The sequence below is a fragment of the Arthrobacter echini genome (assembly GCF_004803505.1).
In the GTDB taxonomy this organism is placed as follows: Bacteria; Actinomycetota; Actinomycetes; order Actinomycetales; family Micrococcaceae; genus Arthrobacter_D; species Arthrobacter_D echini.
In genome coordinates this window covers 96067-120742 of the sequence record NZ_SSWH01000002.1, presented here as the reverse complement: position 1 = coordinate 120742, position 24676 = coordinate 96067, and the positions used below count along the sequence as shown (strand labels likewise).

Annotated in this window: 23 protein-coding genes; 19 read left to right on the top strand and 4 right to left on the bottom strand. The window is 68.1% G+C overall.

What is annotated here, in order from left to right; genetic code table 11:
- Positions 1–8: 8 nt before the first annotated feature.
- The gene (locus tag E8P82_RS03005) at positions 9–1736 is read right to left on the bottom strand and encodes a DUF885 domain-containing protein (protein WP_246020912.1); all 1728 of its coding nucleotides are present in this window, start codon (positions 1734–1736) and stop codon (positions 9–11) included.
- A gap of 89 nt (positions 1737–1825) precedes the next feature.
- On the opposite strand from E8P82_RS03005, the gene E8P82_RS03000 reads away from it, so the two are divergent.
- The gene (locus E8P82_RS03000) at positions 1826–2299 is read left to right on the top strand and encodes a hotdog fold thioesterase (protein ID WP_246020911.1); all 474 of its coding nucleotides are present in this window, start codon (positions 1826–1828) and stop codon (positions 2297–2299) included.
- Here the strand turns inward: E8P82_RS03000 and E8P82_RS02995 are convergent.
- Positions 2276–2539 carry an acyl-CoA carboxylase subunit epsilon gene (locus E8P82_RS02995; protein ID WP_136453014.1) on the bottom strand — a complete coding sequence of 88 codons (264 nt, stop codon included), beginning with the start codon at positions 2537–2539 and terminating at the stop codon, positions 2276–2278. The two genes, E8P82_RS03000 and E8P82_RS02995, sit on opposite strands and share 24 nt — an antisense overlap.
- Entirely contained in the window at positions 2536–4119 is a 1584-nt protein-coding gene (locus E8P82_RS02990) for an acyl-CoA carboxylase subunit beta (RefSeq protein ID WP_136453216.1), read from the bottom strand. Before E8P82_RS02990 ends, E8P82_RS02995 begins: the two co-directional genes overlap by 4 nt.
- A 263-nt stretch (positions 4120–4382) precedes the next feature.
- Between E8P82_RS02990 and E8P82_RS02985 the strand changes: the two genes are divergently transcribed.
- The 7 genes from E8P82_RS02985 (at position 4383) to E8P82_RS02955 (ending at position 12500) form a co-directional block, all read left to right on the top strand.
- A complete protein-coding gene (locus E8P82_RS02985) occupies positions 4383–5249 on the top strand; it encodes an SDR family oxidoreductase (protein ID WP_136453013.1) in 867 nt (288 codons plus the stop codon).
- Positions 5250–5339: 90 nt separating this feature from the next.
- Complete coding sequence (locus E8P82_RS02980) at positions 5340–6221, top strand: biotin--[acetyl-CoA-carboxylase] ligase (protein ID WP_136453012.1); 882 nt, start codon at positions 5340–5342, stop codon at positions 6219–6221.
- 3 nt (positions 6222–6224) lie between these two features.
- Entirely contained in the window at positions 6225–6818 is a 594-nt protein-coding gene (locus E8P82_RS02975; protein ID WP_136453011.1) for a PH domain-containing protein, read from the top strand.
- Between the two features lie 260 nt (positions 6819–7078).
- Positions 7079–8170, top strand: a complete 1092-nt coding sequence (locus E8P82_RS02970) for an adenylate/guanylate cyclase domain-containing protein (protein ID WP_136453215.1) — start codon at positions 7079–7081, stop codon at positions 8168–8170.
- A 459-nt stretch (positions 8171–8629) separates the two neighbouring features.
- Positions 8630–9562, top strand: a complete 933-nt coding sequence (locus E8P82_RS02965) for a PP2C family protein-serine/threonine phosphatase (RefSeq protein ID WP_136453214.1) — start codon at positions 8630–8632, stop codon at positions 9560–9562.
- 179 nt (positions 9563–9741) lie between these two features.
- Complete coding sequence (ligA, locus tag E8P82_RS02960) at positions 9742–12012, top strand: NAD-dependent DNA ligase LigA (RefSeq protein ID WP_136453010.1); 2271 nt, start codon at positions 9742–9744, stop codon at positions 12010–12012.
- Between the two features lie 23 nt (positions 12013–12035).
- A complete protein-coding gene (locus E8P82_RS02955; protein ID WP_136453009.1) occupies positions 12036–12500 on the top strand; it encodes a DUF2087 domain-containing protein in 465 nt (154 codons plus the stop codon).
- Positions 12501–12503: 3 nt separating this feature from the next.
- Here the strand turns inward: E8P82_RS02955 and E8P82_RS02950 are convergent, their stop codons facing one another.
- The gene (locus E8P82_RS02950) at positions 12504–13568 is read right to left on the bottom strand and encodes a 2,3-butanediol dehydrogenase (RefSeq protein WP_136453008.1); all 1065 of its coding nucleotides are present in this window, start codon (positions 13566–13568) and stop codon (positions 12504–12506) included.
- Positions 13569–13791: 223 nt separating this feature from the next.
- Here E8P82_RS02950 and E8P82_RS02945 point away from each other — a divergent pair, with 223 nt between their 5' ends.
- The 11 genes from E8P82_RS02945 to E8P82_RS02895 all read left to right on the top strand — a co-directional run bounded on the left by E8P82_RS02945 (position 13792) and on the right by E8P82_RS02895 (position 24674).
- Positions 13792–14337, top strand: a complete 546-nt coding sequence (locus E8P82_RS02945; RefSeq protein WP_425455979.1) for a GNAT family N-acetyltransferase — start codon at positions 13792–13794, stop codon at positions 14335–14337.
- 94 nt (positions 14338–14431) lie between these two features.
- Positions 14432–14728, top strand: coding sequence for an Asp-tRNA(Asn)/Glu-tRNA(Gln) amidotransferase subunit GatC (gene gatC, locus E8P82_RS02940; protein ID WP_136453006.1), 297 nt, complete (start codon positions 14432–14434; stop codon positions 14726–14728).
- Positions 14729–14731: 3 nt separating this feature from the next.
- Complete coding sequence (gatA, locus tag E8P82_RS02935; protein ID WP_136453005.1) at positions 14732–16252, top strand: Asp-tRNA(Asn)/Glu-tRNA(Gln) amidotransferase subunit GatA; 1521 nt, start codon at positions 14732–14734, stop codon at positions 16250–16252.
- Positions 16249–17763: an Asp-tRNA(Asn)/Glu-tRNA(Gln) amidotransferase subunit GatB gene (gene gatB, locus E8P82_RS02930; RefSeq protein ID WP_136453004.1), complete on the top strand. Its 1515-nt coding sequence runs from the start codon at positions 16249–16251 to the stop codon at positions 17761–17763. Before gatA ends, gatB begins: the two co-directional genes overlap by 4 nt.
- A 341-nt stretch (positions 17764–18104) precedes the next feature.
- Positions 18105–18614, top strand: coding sequence for a hypothetical protein (locus E8P82_RS02925; RefSeq protein ID WP_136453003.1), 510 nt, complete (start codon positions 18105–18107; stop codon positions 18612–18614).
- Positions 18615–18618: 4 nt separating this feature from the next.
- Entirely contained in the window at positions 18619–19068 is a 450-nt protein-coding gene (locus tag E8P82_RS02920) for a hypothetical protein (RefSeq protein WP_136453002.1), read from the top strand.
- A 517-nt stretch (positions 19069–19585) separates the two neighbouring features.
- Positions 19586–20629 carry an L-threonine 3-dehydrogenase gene (gene tdh / locus E8P82_RS02915; protein ID WP_136453001.1) on the top strand — a complete coding sequence of 348 codons (1044 nt, stop codon included), beginning with the start codon at positions 19586–19588 and terminating at the stop codon, positions 20627–20629.
- A gap of 14 nt (positions 20630–20643) precedes the next feature.
- Complete coding sequence (locus E8P82_RS02910) at positions 20644–21897, top strand: glycine C-acetyltransferase (protein ID WP_136453000.1); 1254 nt, start codon at positions 20644–20646, stop codon at positions 21895–21897.
- Positions 21898–21935: 38 nt separating this feature from the next.
- On the top strand, positions 21936–23033 hold the full coding sequence (locus E8P82_RS02905) for an NAD(P)/FAD-dependent oxidoreductase (protein ID WP_136452999.1): 1098 nt from the start codon (positions 21936–21938) through the stop codon (positions 23031–23033).
- Between the two features lie 159 nt (positions 23034–23192).
- Positions 23193–24182 carry a cation diffusion facilitator family transporter gene (locus E8P82_RS02900; protein WP_136452998.1) on the top strand — a complete coding sequence of 330 codons (990 nt, stop codon included), beginning with the start codon at positions 23193–23195 and terminating at the stop codon, positions 24180–24182.
- A 9-nt stretch (positions 24183–24191) separates the two neighbouring features.
- Entirely contained in the window at positions 24192–24674 is a 483-nt protein-coding gene (locus E8P82_RS02895) for a cation:proton antiporter regulatory subunit (protein WP_136452997.1), read from the top strand.
- The last annotated feature ends 2 nt before the right edge of the window (positions 24675–24676 follow it).

Genomic DNA, 24676 nt, shown 5'->3' with positions numbered 1-24676 from the left:
CTCCGTCCTCACGACACCAGGGCCCGCCGCAGGGTGTCCAGGCCCACCGAGCCGAGGTTCAGTGCCCGGGTGTGGAAGGCCTGCAGGTCGAACGCCCCGCCCTCGTTCGTCCGGACCTCGTCGCGGATCTGTTCCCAGAGACGCTGACCGATCTTGTAGGAGGGAGCCTGGCCGGGCCAGCCGAGGTAGCGCGCGAATTCGAAGTCGAGCTGGCCCTCGCTGATGGACATGTTCTTCCCGAGGAAGTCGTACCCCTTCTCCGGCGTCCACGTCCCGGTCCCCCAGCGCTCGGGAACCTCCAGTTCCAGGTGGACCCCGATGTCGAAGACCACGCGGGCAGCACGCATGCGCTGGGCGTCGAGCATGCCGAGGCGGTCGCCCGGGTCGGCGAGGAAACCGAGTTCCTGCATGAGGCGCTCCGCGTACAGCGCCCAGCCCTCGCCCTGTCCCGAGACCCAGACGGCGTTGCGACGCCAGGGATTGAGCAGGGCCCGCTGGAGTGTCGCGGTGGCGATCTGCAGATGGTGACCGGGGACCCCCTCGTGGTACACCGTGGTCGTCTCCCGCCAGGTGGTGAAGGAGTCCTCGCCCTCGGGCACGGACCACCACATGCGGCCGGGACGGGAGAAGTCCTCGCTGGGACCGGTGTAGTAGATGCCGCCCTCGGTGGTCGGAGCGATCCGGCACTCGATGCGGCGCATCACCTCGGGGATGTCGAAATGCGTGCCCGCCAGCGCGGCGACCGCCGTGTCCGAGAGCTTCTGCATCCACCTCTGCAGGGCTTCGGTACCGTGCAACTGGCGGTCGGGATCCGCGTCGAGGAGAGCGATGGCCTCCTCGACGGTTGCCCCTGCACGGATCTCCTCCGCCACGGCCTCCTGCTCGGCGATCACCCTGTCCAGTTCCCCGACACCCCACCGGTACGTCTCCTCGAGGTCGACGGCGGAACCGAGGAAGAGGCGGGACATCAGTGCGTAGTGTTCCCGTCCGACGGCGTCCTGCTCGGGTGCGGCGGGCAGGAGCTCCTCACCGAGGAAGGCTGCGAGGGACCGGTAGGCGGTGCAGGCGGCGTCGGCACCGGAACGGAGCCGGCGGGTGAGCGACTCCGGCAGCTGTTCGTCGCCGGTGCCGTCCGCGCTCGCCGTACTCGTCGTGCTCCCGAGCGCGTCGAAGAAGCCGCCGTCCTCGGCGTACTTCGTGGCCTGCCCGATCACGATGCCCACCTGGCGGCGTGCCGCGACGAGACCGCGCTCCCGGCCGGCCCGCAGCGAGGAGATATAGCGGTCGATGGCGTCGGGTACGTTCGCCAGCCGGCCGGCGATGTGGCCCCAGTCCTCGACCGTGTCCGTCGGCATCAGATCGAAGATGGCACGGATGCTCTGGGCGGGGCAGGCGATGTTGTTCAGTTGCGACGCATCGAGCCCCGCCTCGTGGATCTCGAGGTCGAGTCCGAGCCGTTCCCGCATCGCATCCAGGGTGACGACATCGACGTCGTCGGCCGGAGTCAGGCCCCCGAGGCGGCGGAGGGTCTCGCGTGCTGCGTCCGCGAGGGCATCGAGCCCCGCGGGGGAGAAGTCGCGGTACTCCGTCTCGTGGCCCGGCAGGCCCAGCTCGGTGGCGAAGTCCGGCATCAGGCGCAGCAGCGTCTCGTAGTACGAGGTGGCGACGGCGTCGATGGCCGTGGACGACCGGATCGGATCAGCGGGCAGGGCGGAGTCGTCAGTGGTGTGGGTCACGCTCCGAGCCTAGCGCCGACGGTTGCCGGAGGCTACCGTCGGGAGCACGGTGCGTGTCGCAGCCGTTCCCTGCCGGTGAGGAGCATCCCATGCAACAGCCCAGTCCGACGCCACAGCCCGATCCGATGTCGCAGACCCACGCGATCCTGGCCGGGGATCACATGTCGGCCTGGCTGGGCATCGTCGTCGACCGTGTGGCGCCGGGAGCGGCGCTGATCTCCCTGGAGATCAGGCACGAGATGGTCAACGGCTTCGGCATGGCCCACGGCGGCATCATCTTCGCGTTCGCCGATACGTGCTTCGCACTGACGTGCAACGACCCTGCGGGCGATCCGGCGACCATCACCGTGGCCTCCGGCGCGGACATCAATTTCCTCGCGCCTGCCTATCAGGGCCAGACGCTCACGGCCGAGGGTGCTCTCGTCTCGCGTACCGGCAGGAGCGGGATCTACGACATCCATGTCAGGCAGGGTGCAACCCTCGTCGCGGAGTTCCGCGGGCGCAGCCGCACCATTCGGCGCCCTTCAGTGGTCGATGCTTCAGCGGCCGCTGCGTCTCCATGACGCCGGGCCGGGCCTCGGCCCGAGGGAGAGCAGGGCCCGGCGAACCCAGGATCGCCCCGGTCCGTCGCTCGCCGGAGTCTGCTGCGCACCCTGCAGGGCGACGACGACGGCGGTGAGGGCAGCGAGCTCCTCGGCGGTCGGGGAGCCGGAGACGACCGAGAACGCGGGCGGCACCTGGGCTGCGGCGTTCGCGGACCCGGCGTCGGGCTCACGCTCCTGTGCGCCCTCCTGCTCGCTCACAGCGGGATGTTCCCGTGCTTCTTGGCGGGGTTCAACGCACGCTTGTCGCGCAGGGCCCGGAGCCCGCGGACGATCTGCAGTCGCGTCTCGGACGGAGCGATGACGGCGTCGACGTAGCCCAGCTCGGCGGCCTGGTAGGGATTCAGGAGTTCCTCCTCGTACTGCCGGACGGCGTCGGCGCGGGCCGCCTCGACGTCGCCGCCGGCGTCTGCGACCTCCTTGAGCTGCCCGCGGTACAGGATGTTGACTGCACCCTGGGCACCCATGACGCCGATCTGCGCCGTGGGCCAGGCCAGATTCAGGTCGGCACCGAGCTTCTTGGACCCCATGACGATGTACGCACCGCCGTAGGCCTTGCGCGTGATGACGGTCAGCTTCGGCACTGTGGCCTCGGCGTAGGCGTACAGCAGTTTCGCCCCGCGCCGGATGATGCCCTGGAACTCCTGGTCCTTGCCGGGAAGGAACCCCGGAACGTCCACGAGGGTGAGCAGGGGGATGTTGAAGGCGTCGCAGTGGCGGACGAAGCGCGCGGCCTTCTCCGAGGCGTTGATGTCCAGGGTGCCCGCGAACTGGAGCGGCTGGTTGGCCACGATACCGATCGTGTGGCCCTCCACCCGTGCGTAGCCGATGACGATGTTCGGTGCGTAGAGGGCCTGCAGTTCGAGGAAGTGACCGTCGTCGACGATCGCCGCGATGACCGCGTGCATGTCGTACGGCTGACTCGCGGCGTCGGGGATGAGGCCGTCGAGAGCCAGATCCTCCTCCGTCGGGTCCGGGTCCTCCAGCCAGTCGGTCAGCGGAGCCTCGGCGAGATTGTTCGAGGGGAGGAAGTCGAGGAGTTCACGCACGAACCCGACGGCGTCCGCCTCGTCGGTGGCGAGGTACGCCGAGGTGCCCGTGGTGGTGTTGTGCTGGCGTGCTCCGCCGAGCGTTTCCATGTCCACGTCCTCACCCGTCACCGTCCTGATGACATCGGGTCCGGTGATGAACATGTGGGAGGTCTTGTCCACCATCACCACGAAATCGGTCAGGGCGGGCGAGTATGCCGCACCACCGGCGCACGGGCCCATGATGAGCGAGATCTGCGGGACCACTCCGGAGGCGTGCACGTTGTTGCGGAAGATGTCGGCGAACATGGCCAGCGAGGCCACGCCCTCCTGGATGCGGGCCCCGCCGCCGTCGTTGATGCCGATCACGGGGCAGCCGTTGCGCAGTGCGAACTCCTGCACCTTCACGATCTTCTCGCCGTTGACCTGACTCAGTGACCCGCCGTACACCGTGAAATCCTGGCTGTAGAGCGCCACCAGCCTGCCGTCCACGGTGGCGTACCCGGAGACCACGCCGTCGCCGAGGGGCTTCTTCCTCTCCATGCCGAACGCGGTGGAGCGGTGCACGGCGAGGGCGTCGAACTCGACGAAGGAGCCCTCGTCCACCAGCAGGTCGATGCGCTCGCGGGCCGTGTTCTTGCCCCGTGCATGCTGCTTCTCGATGGCAGCCTGCCCGGAGGGCTCCTGCGAGAGTGCCTCGCGCCTCCTGAAGTCGGCGAGCTTCCCGGCCGTCGTGGTCAGATCGGGCTGCAGGTCCTGGTGCATGGGTACTCCGGTCGGCGGGTGAAGTCGGCGGGTGAAGCGGCGCCGGCCGAAACTGGAGGATTCCGACAGTGGATCCCCGCCAGCTGCGGTGCGTCCGACCCAGTCTAGTGATCATGGCAGGTGCCACCGTTGTAGAAGACCTACAGTTTCGTGGATCATCACTTAGCGCGCGCGTCGACGTCGCCGCGGGTACGGCGTCGCCGGGGCGCCCTGCGGTGACCGGACTGCACTGGGTTGCATAGGGTGGAGCCATGAGCGCACGCAGCGAGGACCACGAATCCACCTCCGACACGGCGCGGTCCCTGGCCGGACGCACCGTGCTCATGTCCGGTGGAAGCCGCGGCATCGGCCTCGCGATCGCCCTGCGAGCAGCCCGCGACGGTGCGAACGTGGCCATCATGGCCAAGACCGGGGAACCCCACCCCAAGCTCGAGGGCACGGTGCACACGGCGGCCGCCGAGATCGAGGCCGCGGGCGGGCGGGCGCTGGCCGTCGTGGGGGACGTGCGGAAGGACGACGACGTCAGGGCCGCCGTCGACGCCACCATCAGTACTTTCGGCGGTATCGACATCGTGGTGAACAATGCCTCCGCGATCGACCTCTCGAAGACCCCGGACGTCGACATGAAGAGGTACGACCTCATGGCGGACATCAATGTCCGTGGCACGTTCATGCTCAGCAAGTTCTCGCTGGCGGCCCTCGGACAGTCGCAGAATCCGCACATCCTGACGCTCTCACCGCCGCTGAATCTCGAGCCGAAATGGGCCGGGCTGCATCTGGCCTACACCATGGCCAAGTACGGCATGTCCCTGACCACCCTCGGTCTGGCCGAGGAGCTGAAGGACGAGGGGATCGCCGTGAACTCGCTCTGGCCGGCGACACTCATCGACACGGCCGCGATCAGGGCCATGCCCGGAGGCAGCAGCCTCGTGCAGGCGGCCAGGAGTCCGCGCATCGTCGCCGATGCCGCTCACGCGATCCTCGTGCGGCCCGCGCGCAGCTGCAGCGGCACCTTCTTCACCGATGAGCAGGTGCTTCGTGAGGAGGGAATCACCGATCTCACCGGCTACAGCCTCGGAGCCCCCGAGGACCGGCTCGTCCCGGACATCTTCCTCTGACCGGTCCTCCCACCGTTCCTGCTAACGGAACGGCCACCGTTGCTCTCCATCGGAACGGCCACCGGGAGCGGGCCGGATAGGATCGGTGGCATGTCCTCCCGCTACTCCAATCTCGAGCGCCCGGGCCTGAACACGAGCGTACTGAGGGCGGCCCTCTGCCTGCCGGCGGGTCCGGTCTCACGGCTCGAGATCGTGGCGAACACCGGTTCGACCACCACGGACCTCGTCCGGCACGCCGAGCGGGAGCCCGCGGGCTGGCCCGACCTGAGTGTCCTCGCGGCCGAGCTGCAGACCGCCGGGCGTGGGCGCCTCGACCGGACCTGGGTGGCGCCGGAGCGTTCATCGCTCCTGCTCAGCGTGCTCCTGCGACCCTTCAACCGGCAGGGACGGCCCGTTCCCACAACCGCCTACTCCTGGTTCTCCCTGCTCGCCGCGCTGGCTCTGGCCGAGAGCGTCGAGGACCGTACGAGGATCGCCCCTCAGCTCAAGTGGCCCAACGACGTCACCGTCGACGGACGGAAGCTCGCCGGCGTGCTGGCGACCTTCGTGCCGGGCGCCGGAGCCGAGCCTCCCGCCGTCGTCGTGGGCATCGGGCTGAACGTCAGTCTCACCGACGACGAGCTTCCGGTCCCCACGGCCACGAGCCTCCTGCTGGAGTATGCGGCCACCACCGACCGCAACATCCTGCTCAAGTCCTTCCTGCGCACCTTCGCCGATCACTACCGCGCGTTCTGCGACGTGGACGGCGATGCCGAGGCCGCCTGGGACGACGGGCCGGCGCTTGCGGCACGGGTGCGGGCGCGCATGGGGACCCTCGGCCAGGACATCCGGGCAGAGGTGCCCGGGGGCGGCGCGCTGAACGGGCGGGCGCTGAAACTCGATGCCACCGGGGCCCTCGTGGTGCGCGACGACGACGGCGAGCGCCACACCATCTCCGCGGGCGATATCGTGCACCTGCGCCCCCAGGAGTAGAGCGTGCGCGTGAAACTGCTGCCGGGAGAGCGCGTGATCGTACGGACCAGACCCTCGCCGCTGCCGCTCGTGCGCCCCGTCCTCGGCGGTTTCGTGGTCCTGGCCGCCGGCGGGTTCTGCCTGGGCTACCTCGGCCGCGGGAGCCTGGCCCAACTGGGCGAATGGCAGCCCGTGGTCCTCCTGCTGGCGTTCGCCGTCGTCGTCCTGCTGCTCCTGGTCGTGGTGATCCGGCCCCTCATCCGCTGGTCCAGTACGCGGTACGTGCTCACGAGCAGGCGGCTGATTCACCGGCGGGGCGTCAGCCGGCGGATCGAGCAGGACATTCCGCTGTCATCCGGGCTGCAGATCCACACGGAGCAGAGACTGCTGCAGCGGATGACAGGGAGCGGGACACTCCTGATCGGACCGTACTACGACCGCGCATACCCGTACCGTGATGTTCCGCAGATTGCAACGTTCAAGGAATATCTCGGCCTGGCCATCAGTGAGCTTCCCTCGACCCGCATCCTTGATGGTGTAGACATGGACAGCGGTGGGCACTACTACCGCGGCGGGACGCGGGAGGACCGGAACGGATGGAGGCCCGATCAATCATGACCGTCGACGACCGTCACTCCTCCGGCGGGCCTGCCGGGGCCGACGACGCCGGAGCAGCCGGTGCGGGGAATCCTGCAGCCGATCCTGGTGATCGTCCGGAGTGCTCCGGCTCCTCCGGGAGTCCCTCCGACGAATCCGGTGTTCCACGCGCTGCCGGGTCCGGGACTCCCGCCGGGACTGGTGCTGGAGGGATTCCTGAAGGCATCCATACGGCCGACGCGCCGCCCCAGGCGAAGGAGGTCTGGCAGTTGCAGCCCGACATGGCTGCAGGGACCGGCACGGCTGCGGCGTCGTCGGCCGTCGCCCCCGTCGAGCTCGACCGCGAGACGATACGGCAGCTCGAGTGCGAGCTCCTCGGCGCCGAGCGCACCCTCAGACGCCGCGACATCGCGGCGTCTGCCGGGGTCTCCCTGCTGTCCGCACGGAAGCTGTGGCGTGCCATGGGCTTCCCCAATATCGGGGACGACGACGTCGCCTTCACCGACAAGGATCTCGATGCGCTCACCACGATCATCGACCTGGTGCGTCAGGAGCAGCTCACCGAGGACGCCGCCATCTCCATCACGCGCGCCGTCGGGCAGATGACGGACCGCATGGTGGTCTGGCAGATCGAGGCGATCGTCGAGGAGATCGTCGCCCAGCGCGGGCTCTCGGACTCCGACGCGCGGAAGACGCTCGTCACCGAACTGCCGGATCTGATCGATCCTCTGGAGAAGACGCTCGTCTACGCGTGGCGTCGCCAGATGAATGCGGCCGTCCAGCGTCTGGCGCTCCGTGCGGAATCGGGTCTGCGGTCCAGTGACGAGGGGCGTGACGGCGACGAGCAGGATGCGCCCCTGCCGCTCGCGCGCGCTGTCGGCTTCGCGGATCTCGTCTCCTACACGAGCCTGTCGCGGCGGATGAACGAGCGCACGCTGGCCCAGCTCGTACAGCGCTTCGAGAACAAGAGTTCGGAGATCATCTCCGTGGGCGGTGGCAGGCTGGTGAAGACGGTCGGCGACGAGGTCCTCTACATCGCGGAGTCGCCCGAGGCCGGCGCGGAGATCTCGCTGGCACTCGCGAAGGCATTCTCCGACGACGACTTCCTGCCCTCGGCGCGCTGTTCCCTGGTGTGGGGGCGCGTGCTGTCGCGCCTCGGGGACATCTACGGTCCGACGGTCAATCTCGCCGCCCGGCTCACGGCGCTCGCCGAGCCGGGGCAGGTACTGGTCGACTCCGTCACGGCTGCCACACTCGAGCACAACGACAACTTCGTCCTGAGCTTCCACGAGCCCCGGAATGTGCGTGGTTTCGGTGAGGTACGTCCGGCGACGCTGACGCGCGGCACGGGAGCGGGCCTGATCCTCGACTGAGTTGTCCTTCGCCCGTTCACCTCTTCGGCCTCGCTCTCGCACCATGCCTCCGATTGCTCGCTGCACTTGCGTGGGAGCCGACCGGAGTGCAGGGTTTCGCGCCCTCCGATCCCACAGTTCGACGTCGTCCGCTGGGAGGGACCGTTCGTTCCCAGTGCCCGAGACCGTCGGGTGGGAGTGGGCAGGCCTGCCTCGTCCCGACCCCTTCGATCCCACTGCTCGAGACCGTCGGGTGGGAGCGGGCCGGTGTGTTGGGTCGTCGGCCCCTTCGATCCCACTGCTCGACGTCGTCCGCTGGGAAGGACCGTTCGTTCCCAGAGTTCGACGCCGCCGGCTGGGATCCGGGGACATCGCGAGCGTCGATTGGGGGAGCCCCGGGGCAGAATGGTGGCATGACAGACTGCCGAGCCTGCCCCAGTGACGCTGACGACGGCGTTGCATTCTCTCTCCGGAGCCATCATGCATGACCGGCAGGTGCACGGCTCCCACGCGATCGATATCAATGCCGTACCAGCCGATTCGCACTCAGCCAGGGAGCGCGAGGGCCGCTCCTCAGCAGGACTCGGTAACCGGCTCCGCTACGGTTTCGGGACCGACGTCGGGCTGGTCCGTGAGCTGAACGAGGACTCCTTCGTGGCGATCGCGCCGGTCTTCGCCGTGGCTGACGGCATGGGTGGGCACGAGGCAGGCGAGGTGGCGAGCAGTATCTGCGTGCGGACGCTGGAGGCGAGCAGCATCACCGCCGGCACGGAGCCGCACGTCACGGTGGAGTATCTCGAGGACCTGATCGACCAGGTCGATCAGCGAATCCGCAGCGAAGCCGGGGGAGATGCGGGGACGACGCTGACCGGCGTCGTCCTGGTCGAGGAGTCGGCAGCCCCCCACTGGCTGTTCTTCAACGTCGGAGACTCGAGGTCCTACCGCCTGAGCAGCGGCACTTTCGGACAGATCTCCGTGGACCACTCGGAGGTCCAGGAACTCGTGGACACCGGGCAGCTCACCGAGGACGAGGCACGCACCCACCCCAGGAGGCATGTGGTGACCCGAGCCCTCGGCGCAGGGGACGACACCGAGGCCGACTTCTGGCTGCTGCCCGTGGAGGACGGCGATCGACTCCTGCTGTGCTCGGACGGTCTCAGCGGGGAGCTCACGGACGACGAGATCTGCAGCATCCTGAGCATCGCCGCCGAGCCTCAGGAAGTATGCGACGAACTGATCGCCGCGGCACTGCGTTCCGGTGCGCGTGACAATGTCACGGCGATCGTCGTCGATGCGGCGACGCGGGAAGCGGACGATGCGGCGACCCCGGGGGCAGAAGATACGACGACGACGCCATTCCGGGGTTTCTTCGCCGCCGATGGCATCGGCCCGGCAGGCTGGCGCCGCCCGTGAGGTGCGTCGCGGGCAGGAGCGCCGCCCGAGGGGCCCCGGCTGAACGGCTTCGCGAGGCATGCACTCGGGCAGATCTGCGGCCAGCCGGATCCGCACCGACCAGCGATGGCCCGTGATGCACCGTGCGGGCAGGGCAGTTCCCGGTGGCCCGGTGTGGCACGGTAGGGCAGGATGAGAAAGTGACCCCACGACCCGACAGCGCCCCGGTAGCCGCACCTCCCTCGGAGCACTCCGACATCCCCGATCACGCGCTCAGGGAGGAGTACGCGCAGCTCGCCGAGCAGATCCGCGCGCACCGCGTGGCCTACTACCAGGACGCAGCGCCCACCATCTCCGACGCCGAGTTCGACGCCCTGTTCAGCCGGCTCGAGGAGCTGGAGGCACTCCACCCCGAGCTGGTCTCGAACGATTCGCCCACGCAGGAGGTCGGAGGCGAGGTCTCCTCGGCCTTCACGCCGGTGGATCACCTCGCCCGGATGTACAGCCTCGAGGACGTCTTCTCCCTCGACGAGCTCACGGCCTGGCTGGAGCGTGCCACGGCCGGCGTCGAGCAGCGCAGTCCCGGCGCCACCATCGCGTGGCTGACCGAACTGAAGATCGACGGTCTCGCCGTCAATCTGCTGTACCGCGACGGCGAGCTGGTTCGTGCCGCCACGCGCGGCGACGGCGTCACCGGTGAGGACATCACGCACAACGTCCTCACGATCGCGTCGATCCCGCGGCACCTCAGCGGCAGCGGGCACCCGGAGGAACTGGAGATCCGCGGCGAGGTGTTCTTCCCCACGAAGGAGTTCGCCCAGCTCAACGAGCGCATGGTCGCCGCGGGCAAGGCGCCGTTCGCCAATCCCCGCAACGCCGCTGCCGGCTCCCTGCGGCAGAAGGACCCGGCCATGACGGCGGAGCGACCGCTGGAGATGTACGTGCACGGGATCGGTGCGCGCACCGGGCTCACCGCAGGGACGCAGTCCGAGACGTACGATCTCCTGCAGTCCTGGGGCTTGCCCACCTCGCCCTACTACAGGGTCCTCGCGGACCAGGACGAGGTGGTGGCGTTCATCGAGCACTACGGCGAGCACCGCCATGATCTGCTGCACGAGATCGACGGCATCGTGGTGAAGGTGGACAGCTTCGCACTGCAGCGCGCCCTGGGTCACACCTCACGCGTGCCGCGCTGGTCCGTGGCGTACAAGTACCCTCCCGAGGAGGTCAACACGAAGCTGCTGGATATCCTCGTGAATGTCGGCCGGACCGGCCGCGTCACGCCGTTCGGCCTGATGGAGCCCGTGAAGGTCGCCGGCTCCACCGTCGGCATGGCCACCCTGCACAACCAGGAGGTCGTCAAGGCCAAGGGCGTCATGATCGGCGACGTCGTCGTGCTGCGGAAGGCCGGCGACGTGATCCCCGAGATCGTGGGCCCGGTCATGGCCCTGCGCGATCCGAAGGAGGTGCGGGAGTTCGTCATGCCGACCGAGTGCCCGTCCTGCGGGACCACGCTGCAACCGGCCAAGGAGGGCGACGTCGACATCCGCTGCCCCAACGCCCGCTCCTGCCCGTCGCAGCTGCGCGAACGGGTCTTCCATCTGGCCGGCCGTGGTGCGTTCGACATCGAGGCCCTGGGCTGGGAGGCGGCGATCGCCCTCACCCAGCCCGCCGAACCCGCGGTGCCACCGATCACCACCGAGGCCGACATCTTCGACCTCACGCCGGAGAAGCTCGCCGACGTGAGGATCGAACGGGACAGGAAGGTCAAGGGCGTGGTGGCCGGCCGCGAGCTCGTGCCCTACTTCTTCTCGAAGGGCACGGCCAAAAAGCCCTCCGGACCGAACGCCACCACCCGCAAACTGTTCACCGAACTTCAGAAGGCGAAGAACCAGCCGCTGTGGCGCGTGCTCGTCGCATTGTCGATCCGGCACGTGGGCCCCACGGCGTCGCGTGCGCTGGCCACCGCGTTCGGATCGATGGACCGCATCCGTGCGGCGGGCGAGGAGGAACTCGCGAACGTCGACGGCGTCGGCCCCACCATCGCCGCAGCCCTCACCGAGTGGTTCGCGGAGGACTGGCACCGCGAGATCGTGGACCGTTGGGCGGAAGCCGGGGTCCGGATGGAGGACGACGTCGACGAGAACACACCGCGCACGCTCGAGGGACTCACCGTCGTCGTGACCGGTTCCCTCGAGCGGTACAACCGCGACGAGGCCAAGGAGGCCATCATCGCCCGCGGCGGCAAGGCGGCCGGTTCCGTGTCGAAGAAGACGAGCTACGTCGTGGCCGGGGAGAACGCCGGGACCAAGCTGGAGAGGGCCGAGGAGCTCGGCGTACCGGTCCTGGACGAGGAGGGTTTCATCGCCCTCCTCGAACACGGCCCGGCGAATACGGCCGACCCGGCGGAGACGAACGACGACGGCGCTACCGTTGCAGATACCGGGCCCGCCCCCGATATGCCGGCCTGAACCCGACCAGCTGAAAGGCTTCCATGACCACGCCGTCCTGGCAGAAGATCTTCTCGACCCTGGCCGGAGCGCGTGCCCGCGAACTGTACGCGCGCGCCGTCCTGCATCAGCCTCTCGAGGCGACGTCCAAGGAAGTGCAGCGCCTTCTCGACGCGGGTCTGCTGACCCAGGACCAGAGCGTCGACGAGCAGCTCTTCAAGAAGGTGCTGGCAGCTGCGGCTCCGGGCACACCGAAGGGCGTGGACAGATTCTTCCATGAGGGTCGCATCGACGGCCTGCCCCGGACCGGCCAGGACCGCGCCGATCTGCTCGCGCATCTGGCCGAGCGGCTCCTGCCTGCCGACGAGGAACTCGGTGAGCCCGAGATCAACCGCCTGCTCGCCACGGTCACCCGCGACATCCCCACCCTCCGGCGTGCACTCGTCGACCACGGGTACGTGGAGCGCTATCCGGACGGCACGGGATATCGGCGGGTGAGCGAGGACTGAGCCCTACTCCAGCGACACGAGAATCTTCACTTCCTCACCGCTGTTGTCCAGCAGGCGCTTGATGCCCTTCTCGACGATGTCCTCGGGCTGGATCTTCGAGGTGATGAACGGCGCCAGGTCGATCCTGCCCTCCTGCACCAGACGGATGGCCTCCGGATGGTTGTTCGCGTACCCGATGCAGCTGGACAGGACGCGTTCCTGCATCGTCAGAGCATCCGTGATGTCGAGCTCGACGGGCTTCGAGTGGAGTGCGATCACCTCCAGCCGCCCACCGGCGGCGAGCACCCCGAGCAGCTGACCGACGACGACGCCGACCCCTGCGGCGTCGAAGGCCACGTCCGCTCCGGCGCCATCGGTGAGGTCCGCGACCACGGCGGCAAGATCTTCGCTGGACGGGTCGACGACGGTGTCGGCAACACCTGCCGACAGAGCCTTCTCCCGACGTGTCCTCGAGACCTCGCTGACGATCGTGGTGATCCCCTTCGCCTTGAGCACCGCGGCCGTGAGGAGGCCGATGGGACCGGCGCCACCGACAACAGCGGTCTGACCGGCCGTGGCACCGGCATGCTCGACCGCGTGCAGGCAGACAGCCAGCGGTTCGATCATCGCCGCCTGGTCGAGTGGCATGTCACCGATCCGATGGACCCACTGCTGCTCCACCACGATATGCTCGCTCAGACCACCGCCGCGGCCCGAGATACCGATGAATCCCATCTGCTCGCACAGGTTGTACATTCCCTTGCGGCAGGCAGGACACGTGCCATCGATCATGAGTGGCTCGACGACCACCGAGTCGCCGACCGAGATGCCGTCCACGCCGTCACCGACCTCCTCGACGACACCCGAGAATTCGTGACCGAGCACCACCGGGAGGGTCTCGCCGGAGAGCGGATGCGGCTGTTCCTCGCCCGGCGCCGGCGGGATGGGTCCGTCCTGGTACAGGTGCAGGTCGCTCCCGCAGATGCCGTTGAACGCCGGTTTGATCCTGACCGTTCCGGGCCGGACCTGTGGTTCCTCGATGTCCTCGATGCGCAGGTCTTCCTTGCCGTAATACATGACAGCCTTCATGACTCTCCCTTCATCGGTGCGGCAGCTTCTCGACGCTGAATTTTCCACGTCGCATTTGGAGCAGCAGAGCAGTATGAATTATACGCAATATCCGCAGGAACATCCATGAATGAATGCTGATCGACGTCGGCGCGATATTCATCGACGCTTCACCGCACAATTCGGCGACAATTCGATTATTCGCGGTGCACTTTTTCGTGGCGAGTCGTGGCAAAATAGACCGGTGGACCAGAACACGCCGGTGAGCGAAGCGCCGAACCAGCCGACCGATTCCGGAATCGTCATCCGCCCCGTCACCCCCGAGGACTACGACGACGTGCGCCGCATCACCCGTGACGCCTATATCGAGGCCGGCTACTTCGACGACGACACGCACCCCTACGTCGTCGTCCTCTCCGACATCGAGCACCGGGCCCAGCATGCGCAGGTATGGGTGGCCGAGCGCGACGGCGCCGTCGTCGGGTCGGTCGCCATCACCTTCGCCGGCCAGCGGTACACGGACATCGCCGTCGAGGGCGAGCTGGAGTTCCGCATGCTGGCCGTGGATCCCGCGGTGCAGCGAGGGGGGATAGGCAGGGCCATGGTGGAGCGCATCATCGAGCACGCGCGCACGCTGCCCGGCATCGAGGCGGTGAGTCTGACCAGCGGTTCCGACATGCTGCGCGCACATCAGCTGTACCTCTCGATGGGCTTCCACCGCGTTCCCGAGCGCGACTGGTGGGTGCCGAACGAGGACATCCTGCTCTGGGTGTTCCGCCGGGAACTCTGACCTGAGGTGCTGGTGGGTGCCTGACGCCAGCATCGGATGTGTGCCAGCACTAGACTGGAGGCAGAAACCCACCTCCGACTTCCAGGGGAGATCCATGGCTGAGATCAACCGGGACGAGGTCGCGCATCTGGCGCGGCTCGCCCACATCGACATGACCGACGACGAGCTCGGCCGCATGGCCGGGGAGCTCGCCGTGATCGTCGACTCCATCAGGAGCATCAGCGAGGTCGCCGGCGACGACGTCCCCGCCACGAGCCACCCGATCCCGCTGAGCAACGTGTTCCGCGACGACGTGGTGGGGCAGACCCTCACGAACGAGGAGGCGCTGCTCGGGGCGCCGGACGACGCCGACGGCCGCTTCCGGGTCCCGGCCATCCTGGACGGGGAGTAGACCATGACCGACCTGATCCACCTCTCAGCCGACGCCCTCGCGCAGAAACTCGCCTCGAAGGAGGTCTCGGCCGTCGAGGTGACCCGCGCTCATCTCGATCGGATCGGGGCCGTGGACGGCGCCATCAATGCGTTCCTGCACGTCAACACGGACGAGGCGCTGCTCGTCGCCGCCGGGGTCGACAGGGCCCGGGCCGACGACGAGGCGCTGCATCCGCTGGCCGGGGTGCCCATCGCGGTGAAGGACCTGATCGTCACGCGAGGTCAGCCCACCACGGCCGGCTCGAGGATGCTCGAGGGCTGGCAGAGCCCGTACGACGCGACCGTCGTCAGGAAGCTGCGCGCCGCACGGATGCCGATCCTCGGCAAGACCAATCTCGACGAGTTCGCCATGGGCTCCTCGACCGAGCACTCCGCCTACGGTCCCACACGCAATCCCTGGGACCTGGACCGCATCCCCGGCGGTTCCGGCGGTGGGTCCGCCGCCGCCGTCGCCGCCTTCGAGGCTCCGCTGGCGCTCGGCACCGACACCGGCGGCTCCATCCGCCAGCCGGGAGCAGTGACCGGCACGGTCGGCGTGAAGCCGACCTACGGTGGTGTCTCGCGCTACGGCGCCATCGCCATGGCGTCCTCGCTGGACCAGATCGGTCCCGTCTCCCGCACCGTCCTGGACAGCGCCCTGCTGCACGAGGTCATCGGCGGGCACGATCCGCAGGATTCGACGTCGCTCACCGACCCCGTCGGCGCGCTCGTGGAGGCTGCTCGCCGCGGCGAGGTCGAGGGCATGCGCATCGGCGTCATCAGGGAGCTGCAGGGGGAGGGGTACCAGGCGGGGGTGCTCGCGCGCTTCCACGAGTCGCTGGACCTGCTCCGCTCGGCCGGCGCCGAGATCGTCGAGGTCTCCTGCCCCAACTTCCGGTATGCGCTAGGCGCCTACTACCTGATCATGCCGTCGGAGGCCTCGAGCAATCTGGCCAAGTACGACGGCGTCCGCTTCGGTCTGCGCGTGGTGCCGGACGGCGCACCGACGATCGAGCGCGTCATGGGAGCCACGCGAGCCGCAGGCTTCGGCGACGAGGTCAAGCGCCGTATCATCCTCGGCACCTATGCGCTGAGCGCCGGGTACTACGACGCCTACTACGGCTCGGCGCAGCAGGTCCGCACGCTCATCCAGCGCGACTTCGCCGCAGCCTTCGAGCAGGCGGACGTGCTCATCTCCCCGACGGCGCCCACCACGGCGTTCAGGCTGGGGGAGAAGCTGGGCGATCCGCTGGCCATGTATCTCAACGACGTCGCCACCATTCCGGCGAATCTGGCCGGCGTCCCGGGGCTGTCGCTGCCCGGCGGTCTGGCCGACGAGGACGGGCTGCCGGTCGGCGTCCAGCTCCTGGCCCCGGCCCGCCAGGACGCGCGCCTGTACCGCGTGGGCGCCGTCCTCGAAGCACTGCTCGAGGAGACCTGGGGCGGGCCGCTGCTGGCCAGGGCTCCCCACATCGAAGAGACCACGGAGGTGGGAAGCAGATGACAGCTGTGACCGGGGAGATCATCTCCTTCGAGGAGGCCATTCAGAAGTACGATCCCGTGCTCGGGTTCGAGGTCCACGTGGAGCTCAACACGAAGACCAAGATGTTCTCCTCCGCGCCGAACGCGTTCGGCGACGTGCCGAACACCAACGTGACGCCGGTGGACCTGGGTCTGCCCGGCGTGCTGCCCGTGGTCAACGGCGTGGCGGTGGAATCGGCGATCAAGATCGGCCTCGCGCTGAACTGCAGCATCGCCGAGAAGTGCTACTTCGCGCGGAAGAACTACTTCTATCCCGACACCCCGAAGAACTTCCAGACCTCCCAGTACGAGGATCCGATCGCCTACGACGGGTCCATCGACATCGAACTCGCCGACGGCACGGTGTTCACGGTGGAGATCGAACGGGCCCACATGGAGGAGGACGCCGGGAAGCTCACGCACATGGGCGGGTCCACGGGTCGCATTCAGGGCGCCGAGTACTCCCTCGTGGACTACAACCGCGCCGGGGTCCCGCTCATCGAGATCGTCACCAAGCCGATCGAGGGCGCCGGCGCGCGTGCACCCGAGCTCGCGAAGGCCTACGTCGCGGTGATCCGCGAGATCGTGAAGAATCTCGGGGTCTCCGACGCCCGGATGGAGCGCGGCAACGTGCGCTGCGACGCGAACGTCTCGCTCCGCCCGCACGGCCGCGAGCAGTTCGGTACGCGCACCGAGACGAAGAACGTGAACTCGCTGCGCGCCGTCGAGCACGCCGTCCGCTACGAGATCCAGCGCCACGCCGCGGTCCTCGATACCGGCACGCCGATCCTGCAGGAGACGCGCCACTGGCACGAGGACACGCGCTCCACGACGTCGGGACGCCCGAAGTCCGACGCCGACGACTACCGCTACTTCCCGGAGCCGGACCTGGTCCCCGTCGTGACGAACGAGGCGTGGATCGCGAAGCTCCGCGCGGAGCTGCCCGAGCCGCCCGCCGAGCGGCGCAAGCGACTGCAGGCCGACTGGGAGTACTCCGACGCCGAGTTCCGCGACGTCGTCAACGCGGGTGTGATGTCCTCGATCGAGGACACCGTCGCGGCCGGGGTGAGTGCGTCCGTGGCCCGCAAGTGGTGGATGGGTGAGATCTCGCGCCGCGCCAGGCTCGCCGAGCTCGAACCGGCCGAGCTCGGTGTCACGCCCGAGCTGATCGTGGAGCTCCAGGGCCTGATCGACGCCGGCAGGATCAACGACAAGCTCTCGCGCGACGTGCTCGACGGCGTCCTGGCCGGCGAGGGTACGCCCACGGAGGTCGTGGAGCAGCGCGGCCTCGCCGTCGTGTCCGACGACGGCCCGCTGCTCGAGGCGATCGACGGCGCACTGGCGGCCCAGCCCGACGTGGCCGAGAAGATCCGCGGCGGCAAGATCCAGGCCGTCGGCGCGATCGTCGGCGGGGTCATGAAGGCCACCCGCGGCCAGGCCGACGCCGGGCGTGTACGTGAGCTCATCCTGCAGCGCCTCGGCGTCGAGGGGTAGGTCCGCGGCGGGCTCCGAGTGGCCCTGCGGGCGCCGTCGTCCGTGCGGGTTTTCATGTACCCGGTGCGACGGCCCAGACTCGGGACGGCGTTCGCACGGTTGTGTGACGCTATCACGGGTTTTCGACGATCCGTGAGAGGTTCGACGGCGGCGTAGTCGGTGCTCTCAGGACGTCATCTTCGGTCAAGGCTGTCCGCCCAAGTCGATTAATTTGGTAGTGGCAGTGTGAGAGGAGGGGTCGATGGCGATTACGCCGAGCGCAGAGATCAACGTGACGGTGTACAACTCGGCGAACTAGCTGTTCTTTCTGCCCGCGAGCGAGCGACGGCTAATGTGACTGCATGGTGAAACTCGCGAAACCCGCGCCGGGGGTGATAGCCGCTCTATTGGCATTGGTTGTCATTTTCCTTACACTCTTCGGAGCTCTCGAAGAGCTTCCTACAGAGCTGCGAGGAGCGGTACAAGCCCTCGGTACGGCGGGTGGGATCTACCTCGGTTATCTGCTGCAAGCACGGGACGCTGATATTAGAGGACAAGCTTCCGCTTCCGCTTCGCAACGGCAACTACTTGCGCTTGCTCGAGAAGTGAACTCCACGATCGGCTTCACAGCAGATAGACGTGAGCAGTTGGCGCTTAGCAGCACCGTAGCTGCCGTCAAGCAGGACGCGGATGCGAGCCTTGCTGGAATCGACAACTCATTGCGCGGCATTCTTCATCATGTTCAAGCAGCGGCGGAAAACTGGGGATTCGAAGGTGCTTCCCCAAGCGGGTCGGACAATCAGCAGCAGGACAGTGTCGACGGCGCGTCGACTGTTGCTCCGGCATCAGCAGCTGAGAGCAGAGAGGACTAGGACCTTGGAACAGCACGATCAAAGCGGTACAGACGACCTTTATGTCGTTCGAGTACTCAACGAACGGGAGTTGGCAATATCGGGCGGCAGTGCAGCTGGTGTCTACGAGCACCAGTTGTACAGCGTCCTAGCTCCTGGCGAGAAACTGGAGGACCCGAAGACAGGGGAAGTCCTAGGCGAACTGCTGACGGCGAAGGCACTTGTGAAGGTGTACGAAGTGAGCGAGAAATTCGCCCTGGCCAGGACGTTTCGATCTAAACGAGTGAAGGTGAGCGGCGGACTGGCGCTAGGCGTAGACCTGTTTAACCCGCCGAAATACGAAACGCGTACAGAGACATTGGTGCGGGGCGCGTCTTACGACTCATCGAGCAAGATTGCCGTGGAGCCTGGCGATCCGGTGAAACGGTGGGACGGTCCTGAAGACGAAGCGCCGTCCACCAGTGTGTTGTCCTAGCCGGGAGTGTATCGTCATTTGCCGATCGTAGGCTGATCGCTTTGCCACTAGCTAGGCCTCCAGGCCCTGCCAGCGGTCCTTGAGGACACCGCGTCGGCTGACCAGCCTAACCTGTGGCGGTGGAGCGTCGTCGCCCTTTGCCCCGGAAAGATCTCGCAGCAGGTGTGCACTCGGCGCGGCGGCCCAACCCGGGGCCGCACTCCAATGGGTCTGAACCAGCGCAACAGGTTTGAGCGACGTCTCGACTCCCGATGCCATTGGGCGTCCCGGAAGCTCTTGCGGTGCCCGGCAGGAGTTCCCAGCAGGTGTGCACCCGGCGCGGCGGCCCCACCTGGCAACGCCTAACGCCGTCGGACACTCCCGGAAGAGGCGGCTGCCCCAGAAGAACCGGTTCGCCAGGAGATCCCGCTGCTATCGTTGCATCCGGGCACATCCCGCACCCGCACCGCACGCACTCGCACCACCGGGCCGGACCCACCCCGCCACGGCCCGGTGACGGCATGGAAGGAACCATCCAGTGAAGGCGCTGTACAAGTCCGGGGCGCACCCCGGGTTCGACTTCGTCGAACGGCCCGAGCCGGAGGCGGGTCCGGGCGAGGTGAAGATCCGGGTCATGACCACCGGTATCTGCGGCACGGATCTCCACATCGAGAGCTGGGACCCCTGGGCTCAGGGCATGATCGACGCGCCCCTGATCCCCGGCCACGAGTTCTACGGCGAGGTGGTGGCCCTCGGCGAGGGTATCCACGACGTCCGGGTCGGCGATCGCGTCTCGGGCGAGGGGCACATCGTCTGCGGGATCTGCCGCAACTGCCGCGCAGGCCGCCGCCAGATGTGCATCCGTACCTCCAGCGTCGGCGTCCAGCGCGACGGCGCCTTCGCCGAGTTCGTCGTCATCCCCGAGACCAACGTCTGGGTGCACGAGAACACCATCACCCCGGAGCTGGGCGCCCTCTTCGACCCGTTCGGCAACGCCGTCCACACAGCACTGAGCTTCCCGCTCGTCGGCGAGGACGTGCTCATCACCGGCGCCGGGCCCATCGGCCTGATGGCCGTCGCCGTCGCGCGCCACGCGGGCGCTCGTAAGATCGCCATCACCGATGTCTCGGCTCCACGGCTCGCCCTGGCTCGCGGCGTCGGAGCCGATCTCGCCGTCGACGTCTCGCGCGCACGTATCGCCGATGCGCAGGCCGAACTGGGCATGAAGGAAGGGTTCGACGTCGGCATGGAGATGTCCGGGCATGCGTCGGCGTTGCCGGAGATGGTCGACAACATGAACCACGGTGGGCGGATCGCCATGCTCGGCCTCCCGGCGGGGCCGATCACGGTCGACTGGAGCAAGGTGGTCACCCACATGCTCACCCTCAAGGGCATCTACGGCCGTGAGATGTTCGAGACCTGGTACGCGATGAGCGCCATGCTGGAGTCCGACAGGACACTGCGCGACGCGGTCTCCTCCGTGGTCACCGACTGCCTCCCGGCCGAGCAGTGGCAGCAGGGTTTCACCACGGCGCGCGATGGCGCGAGCGGCAAAGTGGTCCTCGACTGGACCACCTTCTAGGAGGTAGGAACACCATGTACTCAGCAGTCCGCGACCAGCTCGCCGGTGAACTCGACGAGATCCGCGACGCAGGTCTCTTCAAGCACGAGCGGAGGATCTCCTCTCCGCAGTCCAGCCACATCACGGCCGGTGCCCTCGGCGCCGAGGACGCGGAGGTGCTCAACTTCTGCGCCAACAACTATCTGGGGCTCGCCGACCACCCGGACATCATCGCCGCCGCGAAGAGCGCCCTGGACGAGCGCGGTTTCGGCATGGCCTCGGTGCGCTTCATCTGCGGGACGCAGGATCTGCACCTCGAGCTCGAGCAGCGCGTGTCGCAGTTCCTCGGCACCGAGGACACCATCCTGTTCTCCTCCTGCTTCGATGCCAACGGCGGCGTGTTCGAATCCCTCCTCGGAGCCGACGACGCCGTGATCTCCGATGCGCTGAACCACGCCTCCATCATCGACGGCATCCGCCTCTCGAAGGCGAAGCGCTTCCGCTACGCCAATCGCGACATGGCCGATCTCGAGGCCAGACTGCAGGAGGCCTCCGGTGCCAGACGGCGCCTGATCGTCACCGACGGCGTGTTCTCGATGGATGGCTATCTCGCCCCGCTCGAGGCCATCTGCGATCTCGCGGAGCGCTACGGCGCGATGGTCATGGTCGATGATTCCCATGCCGTCGGGTTCATGGGGAAGACCGGGGCGGGAACCCCGGAGCACGCCGGTGTCGGTGACCGCGTGGACATCTTCACGGGAACCTTCGGCAAGGCGCTCGGTGGCGCCTCCGGTGGCTATGTGGCGGCGCGCTCGGAGATCGTCGCCCTGCTGCGCCAGCGCGCCCGGCCGTACCTGTTCTCCAACTCCCTGGCTCCCTCGATCGTCGCCGCGACCCTGACCGCGCTGGACCTGGTCCAGGACAGCGGTGAGCTGCGGGGCACACTCACTGCCAACGCAGCGCTGTTCCGCCGCCGGATGACCGAGGAGGGTTTCGATCTGCTCGAGGGAGAGCACGCGATCATCCCCGTCATGTTCGGCGACGCCGTCCTGGCCGCCCGCACCGCGGACGCCATGCTCGCGCGCGGGGTGTTCGTGACCGCCTTCAGCTACCCCGTGGTGCCCAAGGGGGCCGCCCGCATCCGCGTCCAGCTCTCCGCCGCCCACACCGACGAGGACATCGAGGCGTGCGTTGCAGCCTTCGTGGCCGCGCGCGCCGAGGTCGCAGGCGAGCAGGAGGAGCCGGCCACGGACGGCGCTCCCGGCGCGCACGTCGGCGGCGCCCGGTAAGCGGTGAACCCGGACACGGCCGAGCGGGGGAGGGACGCATGAGCGCTCTGGCGTGCGACGTGCTGATCATCGGCGGCGGGATCGCCGGGCTGTCACTGGCCTCCGCCCTTGCTCCGTTCGCGAGCGTGGTGCTCGTCGAGTCCGAGCCGACGCTGGGGTACCACACGTCGTCACGGTCGGCCCGGCAGCTCATCCCGAGCTACGGACCGGGACCCGTCCAGGAGCTGACGCGGCGCACGCTCGACCTGCTCGCCGACGTGCAGTCGGCCACCGGTCTGCCCCTGACCGTACCGCGGTCCTTCATGCTCGTCGGCTCGGGGCCCGACGTCGCGGCGAGGGCCCACGGCTCCATGCGGCACCTGGCGCCTTCCGAGGCGCTCGAGCTGTGCCCGCAGCTGCGCCCCGAAGCGTTCACCGCTGCGGCGATCGACACGGACTGCGTGGGGACCGACACGGATCTGCTGCTCGAGTACCACCGGTGCTCCGCCAGTGACGACGGCGTCATCATCCTCACGAGCGCTCCGGTCACCGCGGCGCGGTATGACGGGAGGGCATGGAGCGTCACGGCCGGCTCCCGCGTCATCGGTGCCGGCGTGATCGTGAACGCCGCGGGTGCCTGGGCGGACGACGTCGCCCGACTGTGCGGGGTCGAGCCGCAGCACCTGCAGCCGTACCGGCGCACCGCGGCCATCGTCCGGGTCGGGAATGCTCCGCCGCCCGGATCACCGATGGTCGCCGCCGCCGATGACTCCTTCTACTACCGCCCCGCTGCGCAGGGCGTGCTGATCTCCCCGAGCGAGACGGAGCCGGCCGAACCGGGTGACGCCCAGCCGAGGGACGGTGATATCGAGCGTCTCATCCGGCAGCTGGCAACCCGCACCACGCTCGGCATCACCTCGGTCCGGCGGGCCTGGACCGGGCTGCGGACCCAGCGGGCCTCGACTCTGCCCGTGGTCGGCTTCGACGCAGAGCACCCGGGCTTCTTCTGGCTCGCGGGCCAGGGCGGCTACGGCTTCCAGACGTCGTCCGCGATCGCCGAACTCGCCGTGATCCTGCTGACCGGTCTGGACCCGGAGATCCTCGGCGCCGAGCCCACGCATATCGGCGCCGCCACCGCAGCCCTCCGGCCCGCGTAAGTCGCCGGGCGCGCCCATCCAGCGGTTCCCGCATCCATGTCGTGGCCGGACGACCGCCCGGAATTCCGTAGAGTAGGGCGCGGACATCGGCAGGAACGGCCGGCGTCGATCAACGGACCGCCCGCCGACGGAGGCGGCCAGAAGGAACGGAATCGGATCATGGCAGCTCACGGAGGCAACAAGGCGATCATCGCGGCGCTCGCCGCGAATCTCACCATCGCCGTCCTCAAGTTCGTGGCCTTCGCGCTCACGCGGTCGTCCTCGATGCTCGCCGAGGGCATCCACTCCGTGGCGGACTCGGGCAACCAGGTCCTCCTGCTCGTGGGACGCAAACGCTCGCAACGGCAGGCGAGTCCCGAGCATCCCTTCGGGTACGGCCGCGAGCGGTACATCTACGCCTTCATCGTGTCCATCGTGCTGTTCAGCGTCGGCGGACTGTTCGCGCTCTACGAGGCGTACAACAAGTACCAGGACCCGCATCCCATCGAGGGTTCCTTCTGGTGGGTGCCGCTCGCCGTCCTCATCGGGGCGATCATCGCCGAGGGCTTCTCCCTCCGCACCGCGATCAGGGAATCCAACGAGGTGCGCGGTTCCATGGGCTGGGTCCGCTTCGTCCGCACGGCGAAGTCCCCCGAACTGCCCGTGATCCTCCTCGAGGATCTCGGAGCGATCACCGGACTCGTCTTCGCCCTCTTCGGGGTCACCCTGACCCTGCTGACGGACAACGGGCTGTGGGACGCCGCAGGCACGGCCATGATCGGGCTGCTGCTGGTCGTGATCGCCGGCGTCCTGGCGATGGAGACCAAGAGCCTCCTCCTCGGCGAGTCCGCGTCCAGGTCCGACGTCGCGAAGATCGAGGAGGCCATCGAGAGCGACGGCGCCACGCGCATCATCCATCTCAAGACCCTCCACCTCGGCCCGGAGGAACTGCTGGTCGCCGCGAAGATCACCGTGGAGAGCAGGGAGAGCGGCACGCAGATCGCAGCTGACATCAACAACGCCGAGCGCCGCATCCGGGCTGCCGTGCCCATCGCCTCCGCCATCTACCTCGAGCCCGATCTGTACCATGCGGAGGATGCCCCGACGCCCGTAGCGAACGGAGCCTCCACGAGGGCTGCTGCGGACAACGAGACCGCGCCGCCGGTCTAGGATGAGTGCATGAACGTCATCGAAACGAAGCTCCCCGGTATCGGAGTACGGCGCGAGATCGTCACCGGTTCCGGTCGCAGAGTGGGGATCGTCTCGCAGCGCGACGGCGAGATCGACCTCATCATCTCCAAGGCCAGCGATCCCGACGCGTGCATCGCGTCCATCCCGCTGACCGCCGACGAGGGCGCGACGCTGGGCAACCTGCTCGGGTCTCGTCAGCTCGTCGCACAGCTCACGGAGGAGCACCGGGATGTGCCGGGCATCTCGACCCGGCAGATCCTCGTGGAGCGCGGCTCGCCCTTCGAGAACCGGACCCTCGGGGAGACGGGCATGCGTACCCGATCGGGTGCTTCCCTCGTAGCTGTTCTCCGCTCCGGCGAGGTGCAGGCGTCTCCTTCCCCGGACTTCGTCCTCGCCGCCGGTGACCTGCTGGTGGTGGTGGGCACATCTGCCGGCCTCGACACTGCGGCGGACATCCTGCGCCACGGCTGAGA